This window comes from Asanoa ferruginea (assembly GCF_003387075.1).
Lineage (GTDB): Bacteria > Actinomycetota > Actinomycetes > Mycobacteriales > Micromonosporaceae > Asanoa > Asanoa ferruginea.
The window spans coordinates 5,163,932-5,189,930 of sequence record NZ_QUMQ01000001.1; the positions used below are offsets into that span (position 1 = coordinate 5,163,932).

Annotated in this window: 20 protein-coding genes; 13 read left to right on the plus strand and 7 right to left on the minus strand. The window is 71.3% G+C overall.

The genetic code is table 11. The features are described 5' to 3' along the window. Positions 1 to 11 precede the first annotated feature (11 nt). The gene (locus DFJ67_RS24295) at positions 12 to 1,250 is read left to right on the plus strand and encodes a cytochrome P450 (protein WP_116070115.1); all 1,239 of its coding nucleotides are present in this window, start codon (positions 12 to 14) and stop codon (positions 1,248 to 1,250) included. Positions 1,251 to 1,306: 56 nt separating this feature from the next. Here the strand turns inward: DFJ67_RS24295 and DFJ67_RS24300 are convergent, their stop codons facing one another. Continuing rightward, positions 1,307 to 1,633, minus strand: a complete 327-nt coding sequence (locus DFJ67_RS24300; protein ID WP_116070116.1) for a YciI family protein — start codon at positions 1,631 to 1,633, stop codon at positions 1,307 to 1,309. Between the two features lie 127 nt (positions 1,634 to 1,760). On the opposite strand from DFJ67_RS24300, the gene DFJ67_RS24305 reads away from it, so the two are divergent. Next, entirely contained in the window at positions 1,761 to 2,543 is a 783-nt protein-coding gene (locus DFJ67_RS24305) for a class I SAM-dependent methyltransferase (RefSeq protein ID WP_116070117.1), read from the plus strand. Between the two features lie 11 nt (positions 2,544 to 2,554). On the opposite strand, the gene DFJ67_RS24310 is transcribed toward DFJ67_RS24305, so the two are convergent. The 5 genes from DFJ67_RS24310 to DFJ67_RS24330 are packed head-to-tail and all read right to left on the minus strand — an operon-like array spanning position 2,555 to position 6,923. Beyond that, a complete protein-coding gene (locus DFJ67_RS24310; protein ID WP_116070118.1) occupies positions 2,555 to 2,812 on the minus strand; it encodes a phosphopantetheine-binding protein in 258 nt (85 codons plus the stop codon). A 5-nt stretch (positions 2,813 to 2,817) separates the two neighbouring features. Further along, entirely contained in the window at positions 2,818 to 4,284 is a 1,467-nt protein-coding gene (locus tag DFJ67_RS24315) for an AMP-binding protein (RefSeq protein ID WP_116070119.1), read from the minus strand. Beyond that, positions 4,281 to 5,423 (minus strand): acyl-CoA dehydrogenase family protein, encoded by a 1,143-nt coding sequence (locus DFJ67_RS24320; RefSeq protein WP_116070120.1) that lies wholly within the window; start codon positions 5,421 to 5,423, stop codon positions 4,281 to 4,283. Before DFJ67_RS24320 ends, DFJ67_RS24315 begins: the two co-directional genes overlap by 4 nt. Further along, positions 5,420 to 6,457, minus strand: a complete 1,038-nt coding sequence (locus DFJ67_RS24325; RefSeq protein WP_147315585.1) for a ketoacyl-ACP synthase III family protein — start codon at positions 6,455 to 6,457, stop codon at positions 5,420 to 5,422. The genes DFJ67_RS24320 and DFJ67_RS24325 overlap by 4 nt, the downstream gene beginning before the upstream one ends. Positions 6,458 to 6,494: 37 nt before the next feature. Beyond that, positions 6,495 to 6,923, minus strand: coding sequence for an acyl-CoA thioesterase (locus DFJ67_RS24330; protein WP_116070122.1), 429 nt, complete (start codon positions 6,921 to 6,923; stop codon positions 6,495 to 6,497). Between the two features lie 223 nt (positions 6,924 to 7,146). On the opposite strand from DFJ67_RS24330, the gene DFJ67_RS24335 reads away from it, so the two are divergent. From DFJ67_RS24335 to DFJ67_RS24385, 11 genes are all read left to right on the plus strand, one after another. Further along, positions 7,147 to 9,093 (plus strand): CRTAC1 family protein, encoded by a 1,947-nt coding sequence (locus DFJ67_RS24335; protein WP_147315586.1) that lies wholly within the window; start codon positions 7,147 to 7,149, stop codon positions 9,091 to 9,093. Positions 9,094 to 9,108: 15 nt separating this feature from the next. Then, positions 9,109 to 10,113 (plus strand): enediyne biosynthesis protein UnbU, encoded by a 1,005-nt coding sequence (locus DFJ67_RS24340; RefSeq protein WP_116070124.1) that lies wholly within the window; start codon positions 9,109 to 9,111, stop codon positions 10,111 to 10,113. 6 nt (positions 10,114 to 10,119) lie between these two features. After that, positions 10,120 to 15,903, plus strand: coding sequence for a type I polyketide synthase (locus DFJ67_RS24345; RefSeq protein ID WP_116070125.1), 5,784 nt, complete (start codon positions 10,120 to 10,122; stop codon positions 15,901 to 15,903). Continuing rightward, positions 15,900 to 16,886, plus strand: coding sequence for a helix-turn-helix domain-containing protein (locus tag DFJ67_RS24350; protein WP_116070126.1), 987 nt, complete (start codon positions 15,900 to 15,902; stop codon positions 16,884 to 16,886). Before DFJ67_RS24345 ends, DFJ67_RS24350 begins: the two co-directional genes overlap by 4 nt. After that, a complete protein-coding gene (locus tag DFJ67_RS24355; RefSeq protein ID WP_116070127.1) occupies positions 16,883 to 18,121 on the plus strand; it encodes an AarF/UbiB family protein in 1,239 nt (412 codons plus the stop codon). The genes DFJ67_RS24350 and DFJ67_RS24355 overlap by 4 nt, the downstream gene beginning before the upstream one ends. A gap of 108 nt (positions 18,122 to 18,229) precedes the next feature. Next, positions 18,230 to 18,772, plus strand: coding sequence for a hypothetical protein (locus DFJ67_RS24360; protein ID WP_116070128.1), 543 nt, complete (start codon positions 18,230 to 18,232; stop codon positions 18,770 to 18,772). 62 nt (positions 18,773 to 18,834) lie between these two features. Further along, positions 18,835 to 19,833, plus strand: a complete 999-nt coding sequence (locus tag DFJ67_RS24365) for a DUF1702 family protein (protein ID WP_170215950.1) — start codon at positions 18,835 to 18,837, stop codon at positions 19,831 to 19,833. 22 nt (positions 19,834 to 19,855) lie between these two features. Next, a complete protein-coding gene (locus tag DFJ67_RS24370) occupies positions 19,856 to 21,112 on the plus strand; it encodes an MFS transporter (protein WP_116070130.1) in 1,257 nt (418 codons plus the stop codon). Then, positions 21,112 to 23,133, plus strand: coding sequence for a M3 family metallopeptidase (locus DFJ67_RS24375; protein WP_116070131.1), 2,022 nt, complete (start codon positions 21,112 to 21,114; stop codon positions 23,131 to 23,133). The genes DFJ67_RS24370 and DFJ67_RS24375 overlap by 1 nt, the downstream gene beginning before the upstream one ends. 35 nt (positions 23,134 to 23,168) lie before the next feature. Then, on the plus strand, positions 23,169 to 23,660 hold the full coding sequence (locus DFJ67_RS24380; RefSeq protein WP_170216219.1) for a flavin reductase family protein: 492 nt from the start codon (positions 23,169 to 23,171) through the stop codon (positions 23,658 to 23,660). Beyond that, positions 23,657 to 24,871 (plus strand): ATP-grasp domain-containing protein, encoded by a 1,215-nt coding sequence (locus DFJ67_RS24385; RefSeq protein WP_116070133.1) that lies wholly within the window; start codon positions 23,657 to 23,659, stop codon positions 24,869 to 24,871. Before DFJ67_RS24380 ends, DFJ67_RS24385 begins: the two co-directional genes overlap by 4 nt. A 1-nt stretch (position 24,872) precedes the next feature. Here the strand turns inward: DFJ67_RS24385 and DFJ67_RS24390 are convergent, their stop codons facing one another. Then, positions 24,873 to 25,898: an aldo/keto reductase gene (locus tag DFJ67_RS24390; RefSeq protein ID WP_116070134.1), complete on the minus strand. Its 1,026-nt coding sequence runs from the start codon at positions 25,896 to 25,898 to the stop codon at positions 24,873 to 24,875. Positions 25,899 to 25,999: the final 101 nt, after the last annotated feature.

A 25,999-nucleotide genomic window follows, 5' to 3' on the forward strand; every position in this document is an offset into this window, starting at 1 on the left:
GGGAGGATTGCATGGCCAGCCGTGAACCGCTCGACTTCGATCCGTTCGACCCGGCGTTCGTCACCGACCCGTACCCCCTGCTGGGCAAGCTGCGTGCGGAAGCGGCGGTCCACTTCGTCCGGCAGCCCAACAAGATCGAACGCTATGTGATCGTGCGGCTGGCCGAGGGCCGCCGCATGCTCACCGACAAGCGGTTCTCGGCCAACCCGGAGGTCGGCCGGGCCGCCCTGGAGAAGGCGGGCTATCTCCAACCGGGCCAGGGCTCCGGGCTCGCCGAGGCGAGCCTGCTGACGACCGACCCGCCCGTGCACACCCGGCTGCGGCGGCTGCTGTCCAGGGCCTACGACCCGCACCAGCAGGGGCAGCTGCGGCCGATCATCGAACGCACCGTGGCCGCCATGGTCGAGCAGTTGCGCGCCGCCGACGGTGCGACGGTCGACCTGGTCACCGGCTTCGCCCACCCGCTGACCATCCGTACCCTGTGCGAACTGATGGGCATCACCGAGCACGACAGCGTCGCCTTCGGTGGCTGGATCAACGACGTCATGACCCCACGGCACCGGCCCGGCGCCAACGCCATCCGGATGGCGGCCGACCAGGCCGTCCGCGACTACCTGGCGGCGCTGATCGCGGCGCGCACAGGTGGGGGAGACGACCTGACCAGCCGGCTCGTCGACCGGTGGCGCGCGGATCCGGAGCAGATCACCGCGGCCGAGCTGACCAACATGCTCTACGAGCTCATCCTGGCCGGCTATCTGACCACGGCCGGCCTCATCGTCAACGGCCTGCTCGCGCTGCTCGACCACCCGACGCAGTGGCGGCGCTGGAGGTCGGAGCCCGACCTGCGGCCTGGTGCGGTGGAGGAGTTGCTGCGCTACGACGGGCCGGCGTTCTCCGGCTCCTCGCGGTTCGCCACCGAAGACATCGAGGTCGGCGAGGTCACCATTCCGGCCGGCGGTGTGGTGTCGGTGATGTTCGCCGCGACCAACCGCGACCCGCGGGCGTTCCCGGATCCCGACCAGCTCGTGCTGCACCGGCCCAACGCGCAGCAGCACCTCGGTTTCAGCCATGGCATCCACCTGTGCTGGGGTGCGCCGATCGCCCGGCTCGAGACCTGGATCGCGCTCGGTGCGCTGGCCGACGCGTTCGAGTCCGTCGAGTTGGCGGTTGACCGGGCCGAGGTCAGCTGGGGCTCGGTGGGCAACAGCCGGTCACCGGTCGCGCTACCGGTGGCGCTGCGCGGCTCCTGAGCGGACGCACGAAACGCGGCGAGGCGCCCGTGGGCGCCTCGCCGCGGTGTGTCTGGTCAGACCAGTTCGCGGACCTCGACGCCGCCGAACGGCGCGGGCACGTCTTTCGCGATCTCGCCGGCGCGCTCGGGGCTGTCGGCCTCGACGATGTAGTAGCCGCCGATCGCCGTGGTGGTGCCGGCGGTGAACGGCCCCGTCGCGACCGTGTCACCGCGGACAGCCTGCGCCGCCGTGGTCGGTGCCAGCCGGCCACCGCCGCGCAACGCCGGCCCGTGCTGTGCGGCGAACTTCTGGTGTCCTTCCAGGACCGAGGCGATGACCTCCTGGCTCGCACCGGCCAATTGGGCTTCGTCGTCGTGGATGAAAAGAATGTACTTCGCCATTCCGCTACTCTCCGTCTGCTCGGGCTCGTGCGGTCGGGGCACAAAATTATCATTGCTCGCGCGGATAGCGCGACCTAGACAGCAATAAATGCGTAGTTCGCTTATCGATGGGGCGTAGAGTGGTGGAATGGCGGAGCTCGCAGCTATCACCGCAGACCGGGAAATCGACGATGACGGGTGGCAGGAGTTCTTCTCGCACCCGCAATTCTTGCGCTTCTCGTCCGCGATTCTCACCGCTGAGCGCACGGCCGCCGAAGTCGCCGCGGTGCGCCGGTGGTTGGGCCCGCCGTCCGGGGCATCCCTTCTCGATCTCGGCTGTGGCTACGGTCGCATCGCGGTTCCACTCGCCGCCGCCGGTTACCGGGTGACCGGGCTGGATGCCAACGCGGCGATGCTGGCGAAGGCGGCCGCCGACGCCGAGGCCGCCGGTGTCGCCATCGATTTCGTGCACCGCGACATGCGCGAGATGGCCCTGCCGGCGGAGTCGTTCGACGCGGTGCTCAACCTCAGCACCGCCTTCGGCTACGCCGACGACGCCGACGGCGACCTGGCCACCCTCGAGGCGGTGCGCACGGTGCTGCGGCCGGCCGGCCTGTTCCTCATCGACACGGAGAACCGCGACGCCAAGATCCGCACTGCGCGCTCGACAAGTTTCGCCATGGCCGGGGTGAAGATCACCTGCCGGCGCGACTTCGACCCTCTCACTGGCCGGTGGCGGGAGGCGATGTCGTGGACCGACGGCGACGCCACCGACGGCTCGGTGTTCAGCGTGCGTCTCTACTCCGCCACCGAGCTGACCACCATGCTGCGCCGGGCGGGCCTGCAACTGGTCGGCGCCTGGGGCGGCTTTGACGGCCAGCCCTACACGATCGACAGCGGCCGGATGATCATGTTGGCCCGCCGGGCCTGACCGCCCCGGGATCAACGGCCGGTCAGGGCGCGGCTGAGACTGCCGACGCTGGCCAGTGCGGCCGGGTCGGCGGCCAGGGCGGTGACGTCGGCACCGAGCCGCTCGCGCGCGAAGGCCAGCAGCCGCACGGTGCGCAGCGAGTTCAGGATCCCGTACGCCAGCAGCGGTGTGTCCTCGGTCAGGTCGTTGTCGGGGTCGCCGTCGAGGAACTCGTCGCGGACGAACGCGAGCAGTTCGGCGGTGACGTCGGTCTCGGAGAGCCTGGCCATGACAGCTACCTTCCGGATCGGGGTACGAGAGCCCGCACCTCGCGACGGTCCACTTTGCCCCGTCCGCCGCGCGGCAACCGGGCGACCGACACGACCTCGTCGGGCATGAGGTGACCGGCCAGGAGGCCGGCGAGGTGTGCGCGTAACCGCAGGGTCGGCACCGGGCGCGCGCCGTCGGGCTCGACCACCAGGACCAGTTGGGCGTCGAGACCGGTGCCGACCGCGACCGCAGCACTCGCCGCGACGCCGGGAAAGGTGTTGGCGGCGGCCTCCACCTCGGCCGGTTCGACGCGATGCCCGCGGATCTTCAGCAGGTCGTCGACCCGGCCGAGAAAGGTCAGCACTCCGCCGGCCGCGGCGCGCACCAGGTCGCCGGTCGGGTAAGGCCCACGGTGCGGCGGCCCGCCCCAGTAGCCCTGGAAGACCGTCGGTCCGTCGACCCACAGTTCGCCGACGCCCGGTGGGTCGGCCGGCCTGGGCACGACGGTCAGCCGGTCGCCGCAGCACGGTCGCCCGATCGGCAGCGGTTCGCCGCCGCGCAGGTCGGCCTCGGTCACCCGGTGGAAGGTGCAGACGTTGGTCTCGGTCGGCCCGTAGAGGTTGTAGAGCGGCAGCAGGGACCAGTGGGCCAGACGCCGCAGCGGGCCGGGCGGGAACGGCTCGCCGGCAAAGAGAATCAGCCGCAGGGCGGGCGGCGGTGGTGTGCCGGTGAGGTCGCCGAAGCGCATCAGGAACAGCAGCGCCGACGGCACGGAGTACCAGATCGAGATCCGCTCCTCGTGCACGAACCTGGCCAGCAGCCGCGCGTCGTGCCGGCCGGCGGCGGGCACCGGTACGACGCAGGCGCCGGCGGCGAACGCGCCGTAGATGTCGAAGACCGACAGGTCGAAGGTGAGCGCGGCGTGGTTGGCCAACCGGTCGCCGGCGCCGACGGCGAACTCCTCGACCGCCCAGTCGACGAAGGCGCGGGCGGCCCGGTGACTGACCATGACGCCTTTGGGCGCACCGGTGCTGCCGGAGGTGTAGAGGACGTAGGCGGTGTCCGCGGGAGTCACCGCCGGCCGGCCGGCGACGGTGCGGCCGGCTGGCGGCGCGTCGACGTCGACCGCGGTGAGACCGGACGCCGTGACGAGCGCGATCCGGTCGGCCGTGCCGCACACCACCTCGGCACCGCAGTCCGCCGCCAACCGCAGCAGCCGGGCCGGCGGGCTGTCCTCGGCGACCGGGACGTAGGCCGCGCCGACCCGCAGCACGGCCTGCATCGCGACGATCGCGGCGGCGCGCTCGGCACACCAGATCAACACCCGGTCACCGCGGCGTACGCCGTGCCCGGCGAGCGCGCCGGCGAGCGTGTCGGCGCGGGTGACCAACTCGCCGTAGCTCAGCGGGCCCGCGGGGCCGTCGACCGCAGGCGCGTCGGGAGCCCGGGCGGCGGCGTCGGTGGCGAGGTCGTGGAGCAGTCCGCCGGTCATGACAGCAGCCCGGCCACGATGATGTCGCGCTGGATCTCGGTGCTGCCGGAGAAGATGGTGCTGGGCAGGCCGTCGCGCAGGACGGCGTCGACCCCGGTCGCGGTCAGCACGCCGGTGGAGCCGTGCACCTGGATGGCGTCCAGCCCGTTGGCGACCACCGCCTCGGACACCGCGACCTTTGCCAGCGCCGCCGCGGTCGAGGCCTCCGGGTCGCCCTCGTCGAGCAGCCAGCAGGCGCGTTGGAGCAGCAGGCGGCCGCTCTCCAGGCGCTGCCGCATGACGGCCAGCCGGTGCGCGGTGACCTGGAAGTCGGTGAGCGCGCGGCCGAACTGCCGGCGGGCCCGGGCATGCGCGACGCACTGCCGCAACTGGGTGGCCATGCTGCCCAGGTAGATCGCGGCCAGGCAGGCCCGTTCCCAGTGCATGCCGGCCTGGAAGATCTGGCTGCCCGCGCCGGCCGCACCGATCAGGTTCGCGGCGCCGACCCGGCACCCGGCGAAGGTCACCTCGGCCGCCAGGCACCCGCGCAGCCCGGTCTTGCGCAGGAGCGGGCCGATCCGCACGCCGGGCGTCGTGCGTGGGACGGCGAAGGCGGAGACGCCGAGGTAGCCGGCGGCGGGGTCGGTGGTCGCGTAGACGACCAGCCAGTCGGCGATCGGGCCGTTGCTGACGAACGACTTGATGCCGTCGAGGCGGTAGCCGTCGCCGTCGGGTACCGCCGTGGTGGCCAGCCGGCTGACGTCGGACCCCGCGTCGGGCTCGGTCATCGCGTTCGCCGCGACCCGGCCGGTCGCGAGGTCACGGAGCAGGTCGGCGTGCAGCGCCCCGGAGCCGAAGTCGCGGATCGGAACGGCGCAGGCGAGCAGGTGCGCGGCGATCCCGAACGCGAAGCCGGTGTCGAGGCCGGCGGCGCCCAGCGCCTCGAGCGCGAGCGCGGTGTCGAGCGCGCCGAGGCCGCGTCCACCGTGCTCGACGGGCACACACAACCCGGTGAGCCCTCGGTCGGTGGCCACCTGCCAGGCCTTGGCGACCGCTGCCGGGTCCGGGTCGTCGGCCAACGGACCGTCGAGGATCCCCTCGGCGGCCACCGCGACCTCCTCGAGCAGCCGGCGCTGAGCTGCCGACAGGCCGAAGTTCATGACGGGTCGGCCATGGTGATCTCGATCACCATCGCCTTGTAGGTGATGCCGGGCGAGAAACCGGTCAGCAGCACCCGGTCACCGGGCCGCAGTGCGCCGGCCGCCAGCATCTCGTGCAGTGCGACGAAATGGTCGCCCGCGCCGAGGTGGCCCAACGCTTCGGTGTGCGCCCACGACGATTGCTCCAGGGTGAAACCAAAACTGTCGAGATAATCCTTGGCGGTGCTCTCCGGCATTGTGTTGACGAGCACTTTCCTAATGTCGCCGCGGCCGATTTCCGCGTCGGCGAGCGCCTCCTCGACGACCTCCTGGACGTGGGCCCGATGGTCGGTGATGAGCCGCAACCACGACCCCTCGCGCATCGCCCGTCGCTGGAATGCGGCGGCCCGCGCCCCGAAATCCAGGTATCGGCCTTCGGTCACCGGCGGTGGAAACAACGGCTCGTCTCCACGGTATACCTCCTCCATTTCCGAGAAGGTCGTGCCGGCGCTCGAAAGAATGCGTGCCAGGCCACCGGTGCGGGAAAGGAGAACGGCGGCCGCGCCGTCTCCGACAGCGCCCGACAGCGGCCCCATGCACCATCGGTCGACCAATTTGGTGCCGAAGTTGTCGCTGGCAATGACCAATGCGGTCTCGGCCGTGCTCCGATCGTTCAGATAGCCGATCGACAGATCGATAGCTCCGAATGTTCCGGTGCATCCACCGCGGACCTCGAGGGCCAGCGAGTGGTCCAGCCCGAGGTGGTGCTGTAGGTAGTGGTGCGGGCCCCAGCCGTCTGGCCCCTGGTGCCAGACACTGGCGTAGAGCAGCAGCGCCACGTCCGCCGGGTGGGCCCGCGCGGCGGCCAGTGCGCGCCGTGCCGCGGTGAGCGCCATGTCCGGCGCACTGATGTCGCCCGCTATCGCAACCCGGGTTCGCCGGTTATTAGTCCTGTTCAGCGTGCTCGCAGGCGCCGTGCCATCGGATTGGGCGACGTACCGCGATGCCGGCAGGTACACGCCCGTGCCGGCCAGCCAGATGTCGTGCGCCTTCACGGGTCAATTCGCCTCTCCGTCGTGCCGGGCTCGGACCTCACGCGCTCAGCGTCGTCCCGAACTTCGTGGTGATGTAGCCGCCGATCGATTCGAGCAGCTCCCGGGGCACCGGTCGGGGCCGCATCCGGCGGTCGTCGTCGCGCTCCAGCCACGCCAATTGCTGGGAGCCCCGGGCGACCAGCTCGGCGGGGCCGGCGGATACCCGCCAATACTCGAACTCCAAGGTCATCCGGTTCTGGGTGACGTCGGACATCCACAGATGCATACAGATTTCGTCGAATGCTTCGGTCTCGATGAAATAGTCACACCGGCACCAGGTGGTGACCAAGGCGTAGCGGTCGCCGAGTTCGCGGACCACCCAGTCGCCGGTCTCCTTCAGGAACAGCTCCCGGCAGTGCCCCTGCCACTTGACGTACTGCGAGAAATAAACGTTTCCGGTCGCGTTCGTCTCCTCCAGGGAAACCACCCGTCGATATGCGAAATATGGTTGGCGTGGGTTGCCGTGTGTGCATTCGATATCGGGAGTGTCATATTGCGTATGCATATCGCCCAAGCGTACTGACGCGGTCTCTGGCCGGCACTGCGGATGTTGCGCAACCAGCGCAAGGAACGCAGGGTATGGGGAGCGCTACTCGGCGGTATCGTCGCCACTGAATGTGACCGGACATCGCTAACACGGGGGGTAAGCCTTGTCGTCTCAGACTGCACCCGCGCCCCAACAGCCCAACCGGCCGACCGGCCGGGCCCGGCACCACCTCGTTCGCCTCCTCGCCCTCGTCGCCGTGCTGGCGGTGGGCTGGGCGACCGAACTGCCCCGGCCGTCGGCCGCTGAGGTCCGCCGGGTCGCGAGCGGGTTCGCCTTCGCGCCCACCGAGTTGCGGCCGGTTTCGGTCGACGGCTTCAAGACACAACGCCCGGTCGCGCCGCACCTGTCGAAGCTGCGGACCTGGATGTCCGGCGTCGGCGCCTCGATCGCGCTGACCGACCTACAGGGTTCCGGGTTCAGTCGCGACCTCTGCTGGGTGGACCCGCGGACCGACACCGTCACGATCACCCCGGCCCCCGGAACGCCCGCGGCGTACGCCCCGTTCGCGGTGGATCCGGCGCCGTTGACCTACAGCCGCGCGACCATGGCACCGACCGGTTGCCTGCCCGGTGACTTCGACGAGGACGGCTCGACCGACCTGCTCGTCTACTACTGGGGACGGACCCCGGTGGTCTTCCTCCGCTCGCCTGCCACGCCACTGTCGGCTGCGGCGTTCCGGCCGCTGGAGCTCTGGCCGGGTGCGGAGCGCTGGTATACCGACTCCGTCAACCGCGCCGACGTCGATGGTGACGGGCACCCCGATCTGATCATCGGCAACTACTTCCCGGACGGCGCCCGCATCCTCGACGCCACCGCCGAGCACGACCCGGCGTTCCAGATGAACGACTCGATGGCGAGCGCCTTCAACGGCGGCCGGAACCACATCATGCTGTGGCGCCCCGGTGCCGCCGGGTCCCTACCGTTCCAGGACGCCGGCGCGGTGTTCGGCGAGAAGGTCGCGCACGGCTGGACGCTGGCGATCGGCGCGCAGGACTTCAACGGCGATGGGCTTCCGGAGCTCTACTTCGCCAACGACTTCGGCCCCGACCGGCTGATGGTCAACCGCTCGACGCCGGGTCAGGTGCGGTTCACCGAGGTGACCGGGAGCCGTGACTTCACCACGCCCAAGTCCAAGTCGCTCGGGCACGACTCCTTCAAGGGCATGGGTGTCGACTTCGGCGACCTCAATGGTGACGGCCGCACCGACATGTTCGTCAGCAACATCTCGTCGCAGCGCGGTCTGATGGAGACCAACTTCGCCTGGGTCAACACCGGCGACCCGGTCGCGGTCGGCGCGGAAGCACCGTTCGCCGAGCGCAGCGACTCGTTGCACGTGGCCCGCACCGGCTGGGGTTGGGACGCCAAGATCGACGACTTCGCCAACGACGGCCGCCCGGAGATCGTCCAGGCGACCGGTTTCGCCTACGGCAAGCACGACACCTGGCCGCAGGTGGCGGAGCTGGCGATGGAGAACGACCAGTTGGTCAAGCACCCGACCAACTGGATGCAGTCCAGCGACGACTGGGGCCTGGCCGCGCACGACCAGCCCGCCTTCCTCGCCTGGGACGGCGACCGGTTCGTCGACGTCACCACCGAGTTGGGGCTCGACCAGGGCATCACCCGGGCCATCGCCACTGGCGACGTCGACGGCGACGGGCGGCTCGACCTGGCGATCGCCGGTCAATGGGGACCGTCGTTCTTCTACCGCAACACCACGCCCGACGCGGGGCTCTCGCTCGACCTCCGGTTGCTCCGGCCGCTGGCGTCCGGTGGGACACCGACGGTCACCCGCGACGTCGCGGTGCGGGGAATTCCGGTGATCGGCGCTCGCGCGACGGTCACCCTCCCGAGCGGAGACCGCTACACCGCGCAGGTCGACGGCGGGAACGGCCACGCCAGCGCACGGAGCACCGACCTGCACTTCGGGCTCGGTGAGCTGCCGGCGGGCACGCCGATAGCGGTCCGCGTCGACTGGCGGTCGACGGACGGGACCCAGCAGTCCCGCGACTACACCGTGACAGCCGGGCGATGGTCCATCGTCCTCGGGTGAAAAGGGGGGAACCAGATGGTTGCCGAGGAAGTGCTGACGAGGTCGGCGGCCCCGAGCGCACCGGCGCCGAAGGTCATCGACAAGCGGGTGGCCGCGCTGAAGCGGTTCGCGATCTCGATCACCGTGTTCAACATCGTCGGGCGGCTCTGGCTCGGGTTCGAGACCTCGTGGGCGTCGCTGTGCGTCGCGCTGCTCACCGCGTACACGGCCGAGTTGTTCTTCGAATTTGTCGACGCGAAGGCGAGCGGGCGCCGGCCACGTTACGAGGGCGGGCTCCGGAGTTTCGTCATCTTTTTGCTCCCCGGGCACATCGGCGCCGTGGCGATCTCGATGCTGCTCTATCCCGGCGGCGAGCTGTGGCCGTTCGTCTTCGCGGTGACCGTCGCCAGCGCCGGCAAATACCTCTTCCAGGCACCGGTGAACGGCAAGCTGCGGCACGTGCTGAACCCCTCCAACCTGGGGATCTCGGCCACGCTGCTGGTGTTCCCGTGGGTGGGTGTCGGGCTGCCCTACCAGTTCACCGAGACCACCTCGGGGATCGTCGACTGGATCATCCCGCTCGCCCTGTTCGCGAGCGGCATCATGCTCAACTCGAAGCTCACCGGCAAGATGCCGCTGGTCCTGAGCTGGCTGGGGTTCTTCGCACTACAGGCGGTGCTGCGGGGTTTGGACCCGACCGTCTCGCTGGTCGGCGCGCTGGCTCCGATGACCGGCCTCGCGTTCCTGCTCTTCACCACCTACATGATCACGGATCCTGGTAGCACCCCCGTGCGGCCGCTCAACCAGGTGGCATTCGGCGCGGCCTGCGCCGCTTGTTACGCCGGCTTCATGCTGCTGCACATCGCGTACGGGATCTTCTACAGCGTGGTCGTGGTGTGCGCGATCCGGGGCGGCTACCTGTGGTTCCGCCACTGGCGCGGGATCCGGACGCAGCGTGCCCAGGCGAGCGTGCCCGAGGCCGGTCAGCAGCTGTCCGCTCCGACCGGCACCGCGGTGCCGGCGATGACCCTGAGTGAGTGAGGGATCATGGCGAACACCAGGATCGCAATCGTCGGACTCGCCTGCCAATACCCGGAGGCGGCCGCACCCGCCCTGCTGTGGCGCAATGTGCTGGCCGGGCGCCGCTCGTTCCGGGAGATCCCGCCGGAGCGGCTCAACCTCGACGACTATCACTCACCCGACCGCTCGGCGCCGGATGCCACCTACAACCGCTACGCCGCTCTGCTCGACGACTACCAGTTCGACCGGGTCGCGTTCAACGTCCCCGGCCCGGCCTACCGCAGCAGCGACATCGCGCACTGGCTGGCCCTCGACGTGGCCAAGCGGTCCCTCGACGACGCCGGTTTCGCCGACCTGCCGATCGACCGGCGCCGCGTGTCCGTCCTCATGGGAAACACGCTGACCGGCGACTACACCCGCAGCGGCGTGCTCCGGCTGCGCTGGCCTTATGTGCGGCGCGCCGTCGCCGCGGCACTCGCCGAGCGGGGCCTGGCCGATCAGCTCGGGCAGCTCCTCCCGGAGCTCGAGCGCACCTTCAAGGAGCCGTTCCAGCCGATCAACGAGGAGAGCCTGGCCGGCGGGCTGTCAAACACCATCGCCGGCCGGATCTGCAACTTCTTCGATTTCGGTGGCGGCGGCTACACCATCGACGGCGCCTGTTCGTCGTCGCTGCTGACAGTCATCCACTCCGCGATCGCGTTGCAGCGTGGCGACGTCGACCTGGCGCTGGCCGGCGGCGTCGACCTGAGCATCGATCCGTTCGAGCTGGTCGGGTTCGCCAAGACCAGCGCGCTGGCCGAGACGCTGATGCGGATCTACGACGAGCGCTCCGAGGGCTTCTGGCCCGGCGAGGGCTGTGGCGTGGTCACGCTGGTGCGGGAGGCCGACGCGATCCGCTGGGGGTTGCGGGTCTACGCGACGATCACCGGGTTCGGCATCTCCTCCGACGGGCACGGCGGCATCACCCGTCCCGAGGTCGACGGTCACGCCCTGGCCATGCGCCGGGCGTACGACGCGGCCGGTTACGGCCCGGACCTGGTCGAGCTCTTCGAAGGGCACGGCACCGGCACCCGGGTCGGTGACGCGGCGGAGGTCGCCGCCATCTCGCGGCTGCGGCGCACGGCGGGTGCGAGCGACGTCGCCGCCCTGGGGTCGATCAAGGCGAACATCGGCCACACCAAGGCCGCCGCCGGTGTCGCGGGACTGATCAAAGTGGTGCTGAGCGTGCACAGCGGCGTGTTGCCGCCGACCACCGGCTCCGAGGCGCCATTGGCCGAGCTGCGCGGGCCCGACCGGGTGCTGGAGGTGCGGCGGGGTGCGCGCGAGTGGAGCAGCGACGTCCGCCGGGCCGCGGTCAGTGCCGTGGGCTTCGGTGGCATCAACACCCACGTCACCGTCGAGCAGTCGCACGCCGGCCAGCCGGCCCGGCTCTGGGCGGTCGACTCGGCGGTGGCGTCCACCGGGCAGGACGCCGAGCTGATCCCGTTCGCGGCCGCGTCCCTGCCGGAGCTGGCCAGGCAGAGCCGGGAGCTGGCCGCGGCGGCCCGCGATCTGACCTTCGGGCGGATGAGCGACCTGGCCGTCCACGCCGCCCGGGCCACGCTTCCGGGCCAGCGGGCCCGGGCGGCGGTGGTCGCCCGCACACCGAAGGAGCTGGCCGAGGGCTGCGCCGAGCTGGCCGATCGCATCGAGGCCGGTGTGCCGCGGCACGTCGGGCCGGACTACTCCTTCTCGGCTTCGGCCGACGCGCCACGGATCGGCTTCGTGTTCTCCGGCCAGGGCTCGCCGGTGCGTCTCGACGCGGGCTCGCTTGGCCGCCGGTTCCCGGCCGCGCAAGCGGTGCTCGACGGGGCCGGGCTGCCGGACACGACCACTGTGGACACCGCGGTCGCGCAGCCGGCGACCGTGGCGGTTTCGGCCGCTGCGTTGGCGGTTCTCGGCGCGCTCGGCGTCGAGGCGACCGTCGCCGTCGGCCACAGCCTCGGCGAGCTCACCGCGCTGCACTGGGCGGGCGTGTTCACCCGCGCCGAGCTGATCGACCTGGCCACCACCCGCGGCCGGGCGATGGCCGCGTGCACCGCCGAGCGGGGCGCGATGGTCGAGTTGGGAACCGACGTCGAGACCGCGGCCGACCTGATCGCCGACCTACCGCTCTCGGTGGCCGCGGTCAACGCGGCCGACCGCACCGTGGTCTCGGGCGCCGAGGCCGCCATCCAGACCTGCCGGCGCCGTGCCGCGACCCGGAGCATCCGGGCCACCCCGCTGCGGGTGTCCCACGCGTTCCACTCCGATCTGGTCGCGCCGGCCGCGCCGGCGATCACCGCGTGGTTCCCGCCAGGTACCGCCGAACGCGTGGTCCAGCGTCCGGTGGTCTCCACCGTTACCGGGGCCGTGCTGTCCGGGCGGGTGTCGATCGAGCGGCTGCTGGTCGAGCAGGTGACCGCGCCGGTGTTGTTCACCGACGCGCTCGAGGCCGCGGCCGACCGGTGCGACCTGCTCGTCGAGGTCGGCCCCGGACGGATCCTGGCCGACCTCGCCGCGGCGGCCGGGTTGCCGGCCCTGTCGGTCGATGCCGGCGCGTACGGCTTCGCGCCGTTCCTCGGCGTCGTCGGTGCGGCGTATGCCCTCGGCTCGCCGGTCGCGCTCGACGCGCTGGTCGCCAACCGGATCGCCGTGGTCAGCGATCCGCTGCGCCGGCCCACCTATCTGGTCAACCCGTGCGAGCAGTTGCCCGCCCCGACGGTGCGGCTGGAACCTGCGCCGGAGCCTGAACCGGCGGCGGAGCTTCAACCGGGGGCGCCGCCGGAGGTTTCCGAGCGCGGCGACATCGCCCGGGTGGTTCGCGACCTCATCGCCGCCCGGACCGAGTTGCCGGCCGACGCGGTCAGCGACGGCAGCACGTTCCTGGTCGACCTCAAGCTCAACTCGATCGCGGTGGCCCAGATAGCCGCGGACGCGGCCCGGGACACCGGGCGCGAGCCGCTGGCGGCGCCACACGAACTGGCCGAGGGCAACGTCCGCGAGCTGATCGAGATGCTGGAACGCAGTCCGGCGGCCGGCGAGGGCGGCCGCACCGAGGAGGCGCCGGGCGCCGGCGAGTGGGTGCGGACCTTCGCCGTCGACTGGGTGCCGCGTCGGCGTGGCGGGCCGCGCCGGGCCGTCGCCTGGGAGCTGCCGGATGACTGTCCGCCGGCGGTGCGGGCGGTCTTCGGAGACGAGGGCCGGGGTTCATACGACGCGCCGCGCGGTCTCGTGCTTTCCCTCGAACCGATCGTCACCGAGCACGATGCGATCCGCGCGATCCAGCGCCTTGCCGAGGTCGCCGATGACCGCACCGCCCGCCGGGTGGTGGTGTGTCACTCCGGTGGTGCGGCCAGCCTCGTGCGGACGTTGCACGCGGAGCGGCCCGACCTGCCGGTGCGCCTGCTCGACACGTCCATGCTCGCGGGCCTCGCGCCGGGAGAGCACCGGCAGCTGCGGCGGGAGTGCGAGATCGGTGACGGCTTCGAGGAGCTGCGGCTCGACGATGGCCGCGTCACGGTGCCGAGGCTGGTCGAGCAGGCCGTGAGCGGCCGGACCCGCCGTCTCGGCGCCGAAGACACCGTGCTGGTCACGGGCGGCGGCAAAGGCATCGGCGCCGAGGCCGCACTCGCGCTCGGCCGCACCTTCGGGGCCCGGGTCGCCGTGGTCGGCCGATCCGACCCCGACGACGACGCCGAGCTGGCGGCCAACCTCGACCGGATGCGGGCGCTCGGCGTCCCGGTGCGATACGAACGGGCCGACATCACGGACCCGGCGTCGCTGCGCGCGGCCGTCCGGCTGATCGAAAACGACCTCGGCCCGGTGACCGGCGTTGTGCACGCGGCCGGCGTCAACGAGCCTGGCCTGCTCACCGCGCTGGACCCGGAGTCGATCGCCGCGACCTGGCGCACCAAAGTGGACGGGCTGCGACAGCTCACCGCCGTCGTCGATCCGGACCGGTTGCGGCTACTCGTGGTGTTCAGCTCGCTCATCGGCCGCACCGGGATGCGCGGCGAGGGCCACTACGCCGTCGCCAACGAGCGGGTCCGGGCGGAGGTGGCTGAGTTCGCCGCCGCCCACCCGGAATGCAAGTGCCTGTCCGTCGACTGGTCGGTGTGGTCGGGCGTCGGCATGGGTGCCAAGCTCGGGGTCCTCGAGTCATTGGTGCGGGCCGGCATCCGCCCGATACCGCCGGAAGCCGGCATCGCGACCCTGCTGGAGTTGATCTCCGCGGACGGCGACGTGGCGCCGATCGTCAGCGGCCGGTTCGGTCTCGCGGCCACCACCCTGCCGATGCGCGACGACGAGGTGCCCTTCCTGCGGTTCGTGGAGAAGCCGCTGGTCCGCTATCCCGGCATCGAGCTGGTGGTCGAGGCGACGCTGGCCCGCGAGACCGACCGCTATCTGGCCGACCACGCACTCAACGGGGCGCTCCTCTTCCCGATGGTGGCCGGCCTGGAGGCGATGGCACAGGTGGCACACGCCCTCACCGGCCGCGCACCGGTTGCGCGGGTGCTCGACCTGCGGCTCAGCCAGCCCATCTCGGTGCCGGTCGACGGCACGCTGCGGATCCAGATCGCGGGTCTCGTCCGGCCGGACGGCCTGGTCGACGTGTGCGTCCGCAGCGAGGCCACGAGCTTCGGCGCGGAGCATTTCCGGGCCACCTTCGACTTCGACGACCGCGGCACGCCGCCGCCAGAGGCGAGCCGCCGGCCGGAGCTGCTCGCCAGCTCCGCCGACATCGTGACGGCCCTCTACTCGGACCTGCTCTTTCATGGGCCCCGATTTCAGCTCGCGCGCGGCTTCCGCCGGTTGGAGAGCGTGCGGTGCCGCGCCGACGTCGACGCGCGGGAGGCCGGTCGCTGGTTCGTCGACTACCTTCCGCAGGATCTGCTCCTCGGCGACCTGGCCGCTCGGGACGCGAGCCTGCACGCCGCGCAGTCGTGCATTCCGCACCGCCGGTTGCTGCCGGCCGGTGCCGACGAGGTGCGGTTCCGGCGACCGTCGCCGGCCGCCGTGCTCGACGTGGAGTCCACCGAGCGTGGCCGCGGCGACCGCGATCTCGTCTTCGACCTGACGGTGCGCGACGACGGCGGCGCCGTCACCGAGACCTGGCGGGGGATGCGGCTGCGGGCCGTCGACGACCTGCCGGTCACCAAGACCTGGCCGGTGGAACTGATCGCCGCATACCTGGAGCGGACCCTGGGCCTGCGCTGGGGCGCGGGCGTCGCCTGCCGGGTGACCCTCGCCGACACCTCGGGCCTCGACCGCGACCAACGTGGAGCGCGTGCCGTCGCGCTGGCCACCGGCGACACGCAGACGCTGGTCCACCGCCCGGACGGGAAGCCGGAACTGGTCTCCGGTGCCGGGATCTCGCTGTCCCACGCGGGCAGCTACACGCTCGCCCTGGTCAGCGATGCCCCGGTCGGAGTCGATCTGGAGCCGGTCGGGCACCGGCCCCGCCCGTCCTGGCAGGGCATGCTCGGCGCGACGAACGACGCGCTCGCCGAGGCGATCGCCGAGTCCGGTGGGGAAGACTACGACGTCAGCGCCACCCGCGTCTGGTCGGCGGTGGAGTGCCTCCGCAAGCTCGGCGAGGCCGGCGCGGTGCCGTTACGGCTGGACCAGCCGCCACAGGATGGCTGGTGCACGCTGTCGTCCGGGCCGCTGCGCGTCACCACCGCGGTCATCCGCCTGCCCGGCCTCGACGGCGGCGTCGTGGTCGCGGCCGTACGGCGGACCGCACCGGAGCCGGCGACCCTGCGCACCGGGGCGGAGGCCGGCCGATGAGAACCCCTTCCGTGCTGCTCATCAGCGATTGCGAACGCTTCGAGACACAGGCCGACCAGCTCATCCGGCATGTGCGGCAGACGCTGGTCAACGGCGGCGCTCAGGTCCGGGTGATGCTGCCGGACACGGCTCCCCAGCCGATGGCCGGAGACGTGGCCGCATCGGACGCGGTCATCGTGGTCTCGCGGGAGCGCAACCGCTCCTACTCGGGCACCATCAAGACGTTGCTCGACTCGCTCGACGTGCGAACCACGTCCGGCAAGCCATTCGCGCTGATCTCCTACGGCGAGTCGCGGCCGGCGGCGACCGCGGTCGACCACCTGCGCGTGGTCGTCAGCGCCCTCGGTGGGGTGCCGCTTCCGGCGGACGTGTGCATGGCCCTCAAGGCGGTCGGCTCGGCCGGCGCCAGCGTGGTCGACGGCGCCGCGGCCGACTCGATCGCCAGTCTGGTCGGGGAGTTGCTGTCCTACTCCCGGCGCGCCGGGCCGGGTACGCCGCGGACCGGCCCCGAGCGCCGACCGCGGGCGGTGACCTCGACCACCCGGACGGGGTTCGAACCGGCGGCGCAGGTCGACGGCAAGGTCTACGAGGGCATCGCGCTCGCGGTCGCCTATATCAAGGAGAACTACCGGGACCAGAGCCTGTCGCTGGACGCCGTGGCGAACGCCGTCTACATGAGTCGCTACCACTTCTCCCGGAAGTTCCGGCAGGAGACCGGCCGGCGGTTCATCGACTACCTGATCATGTTGCGAATGACCGAGGCCCGGAAACTGCTGCTCCAGACCAACTGCACGGTCACGGCCATCTCGGCGGAGGTGGGCTATCGGGACCTCAGCAACTTCGAGCGCAGCTTCAAGAAGCTCTACGGCACCCAGCCCTCGCAATACCGGCAGCGCTATGCCCGGCCGGCGCCGGAACGGCACCGCGAGCTGATCCAGCTCCGGCAGTTCGAGTCAGAACCGCCCGTCCGGCGGCCGGCATGAGCGCGGCCGGGTATCTCCGCTACGGCCGGCACCTGGTCGGCTTCGCGACGCGGGTTGGTGCGGGCTGGCTACGCGCCACCGTCCGCGGCCGGCGCAGCACCTTCGACGCCTGGCGCTACGTGCCCGACCTGCTGGAGAACCTCGGCCCTGGTTTCGTCAAGATGGGCCAGCTGGCCTCCACCCGCCGCGACCTGCTGGGCGAACGACCCCGGGCGGCACTGCGCCGATTGCGCGACGACTGCCGACCGCTGCCCGCGGAACATGTTCGGCGAAACGTCGAGCGGGTCCGGCCGGACCCGCCCACCGAACCCGTCCTACCGCTCGGCTTCGGCAGCATCGCGGGGGTCTACCTGGCCCGGTTCCCTGACGAACCGCTGGCGGTGAAGGTCCGCCGACCCACCGTCTCCGACCGGCTGCGTTTCGACGCCGACAACGCCCGCCGCGCTGCTCGGGCGGTCGCCATCCTGCCGCCGGCCCGGCACCTGCCGGTGCGCGAGATGGTCGACTTCCTGGCGACGGCGGCCGAGATGCAGGTCGACCTGGGCCGGGAGGGCCGCAACCTGATCGAGCTGCGGCGAACCCTGGCACACCTGCCGGTCCGGCTGCCCCGGGCCCGCCCCGAGCTCAGCGAGGGCGACCGGCTGGTGATGGAATACCTGCCCGCGTTCGCGGCAGCGGACGGGCCGATCCGGGACGGCACCACCAGCGCGATCCGGTTGCTCGAAGCCGTCTTCACGATGATCTTCAGATCGGGCTTCGTCCATCTCGACATGCATTCCGGGAACTTCGCGTGGGATCCCGATGGCACCCTCAACATCGTCGACGCGGGCTTCGCCGTGCAACTGTCCGACCGGACCCGCCGGCAGTTCAGCGAGTTCTTCATCGGGCTCAGTTTCGGCAACGGCCGGCGCAGCGCCGACAGCGTCCTGCGCAGCGCGGTGACGCTGCCCGAGTCGCTGGACCGGGAGGCGTTCACCGCGGAGATCTCGCACCTCATCCACGCCCATCGCCGGCTGCCGGCGCGCGATTTCCGGGTCGGTGCGTTCACCGCCGAGCTTTTCGCGATCCAACGGCGGCACGGCGTATTCATCTCGTCTGAGTTCGCGGCGCCCGTGCTCGCCCTGCTCACCATCGAGGAGCAGGTCCGCGACTGGGCGCCCGACCTCGACTTCCAGGTGGTCGCCCAAGCCATCATCCTGGCATCCATCGCGCTGATCCCTTGTGGACCGGAATAGCTCCGCCGGTCGGCGTTCCTTGTGGCAACAAACGTCGAGATCCGAAGCACTCCAGGGCCAATGCTTTACGCATAGGGCAATACGGCCCACGTAATGGGAGGTAAGAGGATGTCCATCAGGACGACCCCCAAGGTCACCACCTACGACACCGTCATGGAGCTCGACTACGCCGAGAGCGAGATCGGTCTGTTCCTGACGGACGGCCGTTCCGAGCGGATCTCGCTCAAGACGGCCTGCCCGACCGAGTTCATCGTGCACGAGCCCGACGTCAACGAGGACGGCAGCGTCGACCTGTCCCTCGAGATCATCCGGTTCGACCTGGTCGGCGAAAGCACCGAGCTGTGGCCGGGCGAAGAGATCCACGTGCTCGGCGGCGCGCTCAGCTCGCCGGACGGCCGCCCGATCCTGGGTGCCGCGCACATCCCCGCCGGCCGCGCCCTCGAGCAGGGTGTGCTCAGCGAGCAGAAGCTGTACCTGACGATCGAGACGCCGGTCGGCACGCTGCACAACACCGAGCCGATCACCATGTCGGGTCAGCTCTACCGGCTGCCTCCGAAGGGCTCGCGCTTCGAGTCGACCGACCGGACGCCGCTCTACGCGCCGGACGGGATCAAGGTCGGCGACGTCTACATGTGCTCCAACGAGGCGTAATGACGCAGAGTTCGCGTCAACAGGGGTGCACGGACTCCCGCATCGCGGGGGGCCGTGCGCCCTTGCCGCGCACCCGGATCGCCCGCCTGCGGGCCCGGGCCGTCGCCCGGCTGACCACGCGGGACCCGCAATTTCTGCGGCGGGTCACCACCGATTTCCCGTTCGCCGACGAGGCGGCCGCGCAGCGCACCGTCGACATCGCGACCACCTTCCTGGTCGGCTACAACCTCATCGCCGGCGGTGCCGACGCGCCGGCGGCGCGGGACCGGGCCACCGAGGTGCCCCGGTTCTTCCGGCCGTTCTACTTCGAGGGTGCGGCGATGGGTTTCGGCCCGTTCGCGTTGCGCACCGGCGGTGGGCTCGGCGGCTTCGAAGACTTCGCCCGTGCGCTCTCCCCGGCGACCGTCTATCAGAACTACGTCGGCTTCGGTTGGTGGCTCGGCACCTTCTACCGCGGCCGGGCCGGTCGGGTGGCCCGGGTGGTGGCGGAGCTCGACCCGCGTTACGGCTTGTTGTGCTACGAGGGCATCGGGTTCCGGCAGGGCTTCATGTCCGGCGGCCGGCGCACCCGGCCCACCGACATCCGGCGTGGCGACGTTCCCGCCACCCACGTGTGGTATCAGGGCTATGGCCGCAGCCTCTGGTTCGTCCACATGGGAGATACCGCCGCCGCTGCCCGGTCGGCGCTGCGCGTGCCGGAGCCCTACGTCGGTGACTGCATCAGCGGGCTGGGCACCGGCGTTGCGTTCAGCTGGCTCGACCGGGCGGCCGACTACGCCCGTTTTTACCAGGCCGTCCCGGAGCGGTTCCGCGCCGAGTTCGACCAGGGCCTGTCGTTCGGCTGGGAGGCGCGGCAACTCGCCGACCGGGAACTGTTCGACGCGTCGCTGCGGTGCCTCCCAGCGCCGGTCGTCGCCGACGTCGACGAGCGGGTGGGCGACGTGCACGAGGTGCGCGACGCGCTCGTCGCGGCCGGCGACCACACCGATTTCTACAACGCCTGGCGGCGCGGCGTCGTACGCCGCAGGCGCAGCGGTAAGCCCCTGTTCCCCGCGCGATAGCGCCCCGGCGATTGGACTCCGGATGACCGAGCAGCCTGACCCGTCGTTCGCCCGCAACATCCGGTTGATCTATCGCTGGCAGGCGCTGACCAATGTCAGTCTCTGGATGCCGATCTGGATCGTGTTCCTCGAGCACGACCGGCACCTGACCCTCACCGAGATCTACGTGATCGCCGGCGCCGGGTGGATCGTGCAGGCGGTCTCCGACGTGCCCCTCGGGGTGTTCGCCGACACGTTCGGCCGGCGGGTGACGCTGATCAGCGGCACCGTGCTGCTCGCCATCGGCCTCGGATCGCTGGCCGTGCTGCCGGGCTTCTGGGGCGTGGCGACCGGCTATCTGTTCTGGGCCATCGGCACGGCCATGGCCTCGGGCACGGAGACCGCGCTGCTCTACGACAGTGCGGTCAAGGCGGGGCGCGAAGCCGAGTGGCCGCGAATCGCCAGCCACTCGTTCCAGGTCATCCAGGGCGCCCAGGCGGTCGGCAGCATCGCCGGCGGCCTGCTGGCCGCGATCAACCTGGCACTGCCGATGGCCGCCACGGCGGTGCTCACCGGCATCGCCTTGTTCTTCGTCGGTGCCACCCGCGAGGTCCCGATCGAACACGAGGAGCGCCGGGGGTACGCCGCGACGCTGGCGTTCGCCGGCCGCTACCTGGCCGCCCATCCGCCGGTGCTGAGCATCGTCGGCTATGCCGCGTTGATCTCCGGGACGGCGTTCTTCGTTCCATTCGTGCTCTTCCAGCCGACCGCGCAGTCGTTCGCGGTGTCGGTCGGCTGGCTCGGTGTGCTCTTCTTCGGGTTGCGGCTGTCGGCGCTGCTCGGCTCCCGTTACGGGTATCTGATCATCTCCGAGCGTCGGCTCGGTTTTTGGCTGACCAGCACCCCGATCGCCATCTCGGCGCTGTTCGTCGGGGTGGCGTCGAGCCGGAGCTGGTGGACCGCCTACCTGGCCATGCTGCTGATCGCCGCGGTCAGTGCGGGGGTCCGTCCACACACCTCAGACGTGCTCAACCGGATGGTGGTCGCCAAGATCCGGGCGACCATCCTGTCCTTCCAGAACCTCGTCATGACCGTGTTCATCGCCGTCATGCACCCGGCGGTCGGTGGCATCACCGACCTGTCCGGACTCCGCTGGGCCTTCGTCCTGCTCGCCGGGTTGAGCCTGCTGCCGCTGCTCGCCCGGCCGTTCATCCCGCTGCACACCTCGCAGAAGCCAGCCGACACCCAGGAGGATGAGATGACACCCGAGGCCCGTCAACACTCCAGTGTGGAGTCGTGATGACGACCGCGGTGACGGCGCCGGCCGGCGCGAACCCGCTGGTGGCCGACTTCGACCTGCCGCCGTTCGCCGACATCCGGCCGGAGCACTACCGCGACGCCCTCGCCCGCGGTCTGGCCGAGGCCGAGGCCGAGCTCGCGGCGATCGTCGCCGACCCTCGGCCGCCGACCTTCGCAACGGTGATCGTCCCCCTTGAGCGCTGTGGCGAGCTGGCGGAGCGGGTGATGGTCACGTTCCAGACCGTGGTCGGTGCGCAGGGCACGGCCGAGCTGATCCAGCTCGAGGCCGAGCTCGCGCCCAGGTGGGCCGCCTACCGCGTCGCGAAGGAGACCGACCCACGGCTCTTCGCCCGGATCGCGGCCGTCGGCACCGCCGGGCTCAACGCCGAGGAGCGCTATCTGGTTCGGCGCTACGTCGACCGGATGACCCGCGCCGGCGTGGGCCTGGCGCCCGACCGCAGGGCCCGGCTCGCGGAGATCGCCGAGCGGCTCGCGGCCCTGTCGGCCGAGTTCAACAAGCGGGTCCAGGCCGACACCGACGACCTGGCGCTGGTCGTCGAGGCCAGGCAGCTCGACGGCCTCGGCCCCGGTGACGTCGCGGCCGCCGGGCACGCGGCGCAGCGGCGCGGGCTGCCCGGGAAACACCTCATCCCACTGAGCTATCCGACCGGCCATCCGCACCTGCGCCGGCTCCGCGACCGGGAGGTGCGCCGGCGGCTCCTGGCCGCGTCGATGTCGCGGGGCCGGCGTGGCAACGCCAACGACACCCGGGAGGTGCTGCTCGAGATCACCCGGCTGCGCGCCGAGCAGGCCGAACTGCTCGGCCATCCGAGCTATGGGGCCATGGTGACCGCCGGGGAGATGGCCGGGGATCCGGACACCGTCGCCGCTCTGCTCGGCCCGATGGCGCGGGCCGCCGCGGTGCGGGCCCGCGCCGAACATGCCGAGCTCCAGGTCCAGTCCGCGGAGCCGGTCGAGGCGTCGGACTGGCCCTACTACGCCGAGCAGGTCCGGGCCCACCGCTACGACATCGACGGCGAGGCGCTGCGCCCCTACTTCGAGCTGGACAACGTGCTGACCCGGGGCGTATTCCACGCGGCCCGGCTCAGCTACGGCCTGACCTTCGCGGAGCGGCCAGACCTGCCCGGCTTCCACCCGGACTGCCGGGTGTTCGAGGTCCGGGACGCCGACGGCGCCGTGCTCGGCACCTACCTGTTCGACCCCTACGCGCGAGAGGGCAAGCGAGGCGGAGCGCGCTCGCACTCGATCGTCCCGCAGAGCCGGCTGACCGGCCGCAAAGCCGTGGTGTGCAACAGCTTCGCGATCCCGGCGGCGGCGCCCGGCAAGCCGACGCTGCTCACCGTCGAGCAGGTGGTGACGCTGTTCCACGAGTTCGGGCACGCCCTGCACGCACTGCTGTCCGACGTGACCTACCCGTCGATCTCGGGTATGAACGTCTTCCGGGACTTCATCGAATACCCGGCCCAGGTCAACGAGATGTGGGCGACCCGGCCGGAGATCGTGGCGAACTACGCCGTGCACGTCGAAACCGGCGAGCCGCTGCCGCAGCGGACCATCGACCGGATCAGTGCCGCGGCCACCTTCCAACAGGGCTACCTCACCTGTGAGCACCTCGCCGCCGCCCTCGTGGACCAGGCCTGGCACGGCCTCGGCGCTGACCACGACGTCGTCGACGTCGACGGGTTCGAGCGCGGGGTGCTCGCCGCGCACGGGCTCGACCACCCGGCCATTCCGGCGCGCTACTCCAGCACGTACTTCATGCATGTGTTCTTCGGCGACTATGGCGGCCGCTACTACAGCTACGTCTGGTCGGAGATCTTCGCGGCGGACACCATCGCCTGGTTCGAGGAGCGGTCCGACGATCCGCGCGGCGCCGGCGAGACCTTCCGCCGCGCAGTGCTGGCGGTCGGTGGCGGGGCCGATCCGCGAGCGGTGTACCGCGCGTTCCGTGGCCGCGATGCCTCGGCCGAGGCGTTGCTGAACCGCCGCGGCCTGCGCTGATCCGGACGGAGGCAACAGACGTGACCGCATCGCTGATGGTGGACCAGGCCCTGTTCCGCGCGCTGCTGCGCCGGCACGCGGCAGGCGTCGTGGTGGTCACGGCGCCCGGCCGGCCGCCGGCGGGCTTCACGGCGACGTCGTTCACCTCGGTATCGCTCGACCCGCCACTGGTGTCGTTCTGCCTCGCCAACCGGGCCTCGGCCTGGCCGGCCGTTTCGGCCGCCGGCCTCGTCGCGGTGCACATGCTCAGCCGTGAACAGGAGCCGGTCGCTCGGCTGTTCGCCACTCGCGGCATCGACCGGCTCGCCACCTACGGCTCCTGGCGGCCCGGCCCAGCCGGAGTGCCGCTGCTCGACGGCGTGCTGGCCAGGGTGATCTGCCGGGTGGACCGGCGGGTGCCGGCCGGCGACCACACCCTGCTGCTCTGCGCCGTCGAGTCGGGGGAGCACTGGCACGAAGAAGACGCCGAACCGCTGATCTACCACGCCGGGGACTACCGGGGGACCGACGACTGGAGGAAACGATGACCGAAACGACCCGTCCGCGGCTGCTGCTGGTCGGCATGGGCATGATGGGCCGGCCCTACCTCGCGCGTGCCCGCCGCCTGGGGTTCGCGGTCTCGGTGGTCGACTACGAGGGTTCGCTCGGCGCGCCCGACCTCGCCGACTCGTGGCGCGGCGACGACCGTCGTCACCCGATCCCCAACGGGTTCGGCGCCGGCGATGAAGTCTGGTACGCCGCGGCCAGCCGCGCGGTTGCCGAGGCCGAGCCGGACGCGGTGCTGGCCTTCGCCGAGCCGCACGTGTTGGCGGCCGCCCTGATCGCGGCGCGGCTCGGCCTTCCCGGCCCGGGGCTGCACGCCGCCACCGTCTCGCGTGACAAGGCCTTCCAGCGGGCCCTGTTCGAGCGGCACGGCATCCGCCAGCCGGCCTACCGGCTGGTCACCGATCAGGCGGCGGCAGAGGATTGGGCCGCGGGCCGCTATCCCGTCGTGCTCAAGCCCTTGGGCGAGAGCGGCAGCAAGGGTGTCGTCGTGGCGGCGGGCCCGCAGGGCGTCAAGGAATGGACGGCCGAATACGGCGGCACCGGTCCGTTCCTGTGCGAGGAGTACGTGCCCGGTGCGGAGTTCAGCTGCGAGGTCGTGGTCGACCGCTCGGTGGTGGTCTTCGCCAACGTGACGGCCAAGACCACCACCGAACCGCCGTACTGCGTAGAGGTCGAGCACCTGGTGCCGGCCGACGTCGACGCGGTGACCCGCGACGCGATCGTCGCGCAGGCCCGCGAGGTCGTGGCGGCGCTCGGCATGGGCGCCGGCATCGCGCACGTGGAAATGCGGCTCACCCCCGACGGTCCGTGCCTGATGGAGGTCGCCGTCCGCACGCCGGGTGACAACCTCATGGACCTGATCGAGGCGGCCACCGGGGTCGACCTGTTCGAAGCGGCCATCGCCGTCGCCGCCGATCGCCGGCCGGCGGTGGAGCCGACGCGGGACCGGGTCGCCGGCATCTGGTACCCGCTGCTCGAACCGGGGTCGCCCATTCCCACCGAGACGCTGCGCGGTGCCGAGACCCTGCCCGGCGTGACCCGGGTCGACATCAACCCGATGGCCGGCCCGACCGTGCCCGAGCTGCGGTGGTCGCTCGACCGGGCGGCGTGCGTGCTGGTCACCGGGCCCACGGTCGCGCAGCTGCGCGGATCGCTCCAGCGGGTCAAGGCGACCGTGCTGGCGGCCGGCTAGGTCACACCGGAAGGCGCCGGGCCTGCTGGTCGACGCCGGCCGTGCCGTAGGGGTAGTCGGCGACCCGCGGCGCGCTGGCCTCGTCGAGACGCGCCCGCTCGTCGTCGGTCAGCACCAGGTCGGCGGCGGTCAGGTTGTCGTCGAGCTGCTCGGTGGTGCGGGCGCCCAGGATTACCGACGTGACCGCCGGGCGGTCGGCCAGCCAGGCGAGCGAGACCGCGGCCATCGACATTCCGCGCGCCTCGGCGATCTCGCGGACCGCGTCGACCACCTGCCACGTCTGCTCCGACGCGTTGCGGCCCGCGTAGGCCTCGACGCCGCGGTTGGGGTTCTCGCCCAGCCGGGTGGCGCCCGTGGGCAGGTCGTCGCGGCGGTATTTGCCGGTCAGCCAGCCGCCACCGAGCGGCGACCAGGGCAGGATGCCGATGCCCTCGTTGACGCAGACCGGCACGACCTCGTGCTCGATATCGCGGGCCAGCAGGTTGTATTGCGGCTGCACGGTGACGATCGGCGCCAGCCCGCCGAAGCGCGCGAGCAGCACCGCCTTCTGGAGCTGCCAGCCGACGAAGTTGCTGACACCGACATAGCGGATCTTGCCCGCGCGTACGGCGTCGTCGAAGAAACGCAGCGACTCCTCGATCGGGGTCATCGGGTCCCACGCGTGCGCCTGGTAGAGGTCGATCGCGTCGACGCCGAGCCGGGCCAGGCTGGCGTCGAGGGCCTTGCTCAGGTGCAGCCGGGACAGGCCGGCGTCGTTGCCGCCGTCGCCCATCGGGAAGCGGCCCTTGGTGGCGATCACGAGCTTTTCGCGTACGCCGGGCCGGCTCCGCAGCCAGCGGCCGATGATCTCCTCGGAGATGCCGCGCGAGTAGACGTCGGCGGTGTCCAGGAACGTGCCGCCGGCCTCGACGAAGCGGTCGAGCTGGGCGTGCGAGCCGGCCTCGTCGGTCTCGTTGCCGAACGTCATCGTGCCGAGGCACAGCGTCGACACGACGGTCCCCGTTGAGCCGAGCCTGCGGTAGCGCATGCCGTTCCTCCTGCTGAAAGCGTTTCGCGAAGCGGCGCCCAATCTAACCCGGGGCCCGAAATTCGGTGGCGGCGGCAACCGGTGTCGGTGTTGCCTGACAT

Coding starts and splice junctions, on each gene's coding strand:
- DFJ67_RS24380 (WP_170216219.1), top strand. CDS start 23,169: ATGGTGGACCAGGCCCTGTTCCGCGCGCTGCTGCGCCGGCACGCGGCA.
- DFJ67_RS24375 (WP_116070131.1), top strand. CDS start 21,112: ATGACGACCGCGGTGACGGCGCCGGCCGGCGCGAACCCGCTGGTGGCC.
- DFJ67_RS24315 (WP_116070119.1), bottom strand. CDS start 4,284: ATGACCGGCGGACTGCTCCACGACCTCGCCACCGACGCCGCCGCCCGG.
- DFJ67_RS24320 (WP_116070120.1), bottom strand. CDS start 5,423: ATGAACTTCGGCCTGTCGGCAGCTCAGCGCCGGCTGCTCGAGGAGGTC.
- DFJ67_RS24355 (WP_116070127.1), top strand. CDS start 16,883: ATGAGCGCGGCCGGGTATCTCCGCTACGGCCGGCACCTGGTCGGCTTC.
- DFJ67_RS24350 (WP_116070126.1), top strand. CDS start 15,900: ATGAGAACCCCTTCCGTGCTGCTCATCAGCGATTGCGAACGCTTCGAG.
- DFJ67_RS24370 (WP_116070130.1), top strand. CDS start 19,856: ATGACCGAGCAGCCTGACCCGTCGTTCGCCCGCAACATCCGGTTGATC.
- DFJ67_RS24345 (WP_116070125.1), top strand. CDS start 10,120: ATGGCGAACACCAGGATCGCAATCGTCGGACTCGCCTGCCAATACCCG.
- DFJ67_RS24295 (WP_116070115.1), top strand. CDS start 12: ATGGCCAGCCGTGAACCGCTCGACTTCGATCCGTTCGACCCGGCGTTC.
- DFJ67_RS24385 (WP_116070133.1), top strand. CDS start 23,657: ATGACCGAAACGACCCGTCCGCGGCTGCTGCTGGTCGGCATGGGCATG.
- DFJ67_RS24300 (WP_116070116.1), bottom strand. CDS start 1,633: ATGGCGAAGTACATTCTTTTCATCCACGACGACGAAGCCCAATTGGCC.
- DFJ67_RS24390 (WP_116070134.1), bottom strand. CDS start 25,898: ATGCGCTACCGCAGGCTCGGCTCAACGGGGACCGTCGTGTCGACGCTG.
- DFJ67_RS24340 (WP_116070124.1), top strand. CDS start 9,109: ATGGTTGCCGAGGAAGTGCTGACGAGGTCGGCGGCCCCGAGCGCACCG.
- DFJ67_RS24305 (WP_116070117.1), top strand. CDS start 1,761: ATGGCGGAGCTCGCAGCTATCACCGCAGACCGGGAAATCGACGATGAC.
- DFJ67_RS24310 (WP_116070118.1), bottom strand. CDS start 2,812: ATGGCCAGGCTCTCCGAGACCGACGTCACCGCCGAACTGCTCGCGTTC.
- DFJ67_RS24360 (WP_116070128.1), top strand. CDS start 18,230: ATGTCCATCAGGACGACCCCCAAGGTCACCACCTACGACACCGTCATG.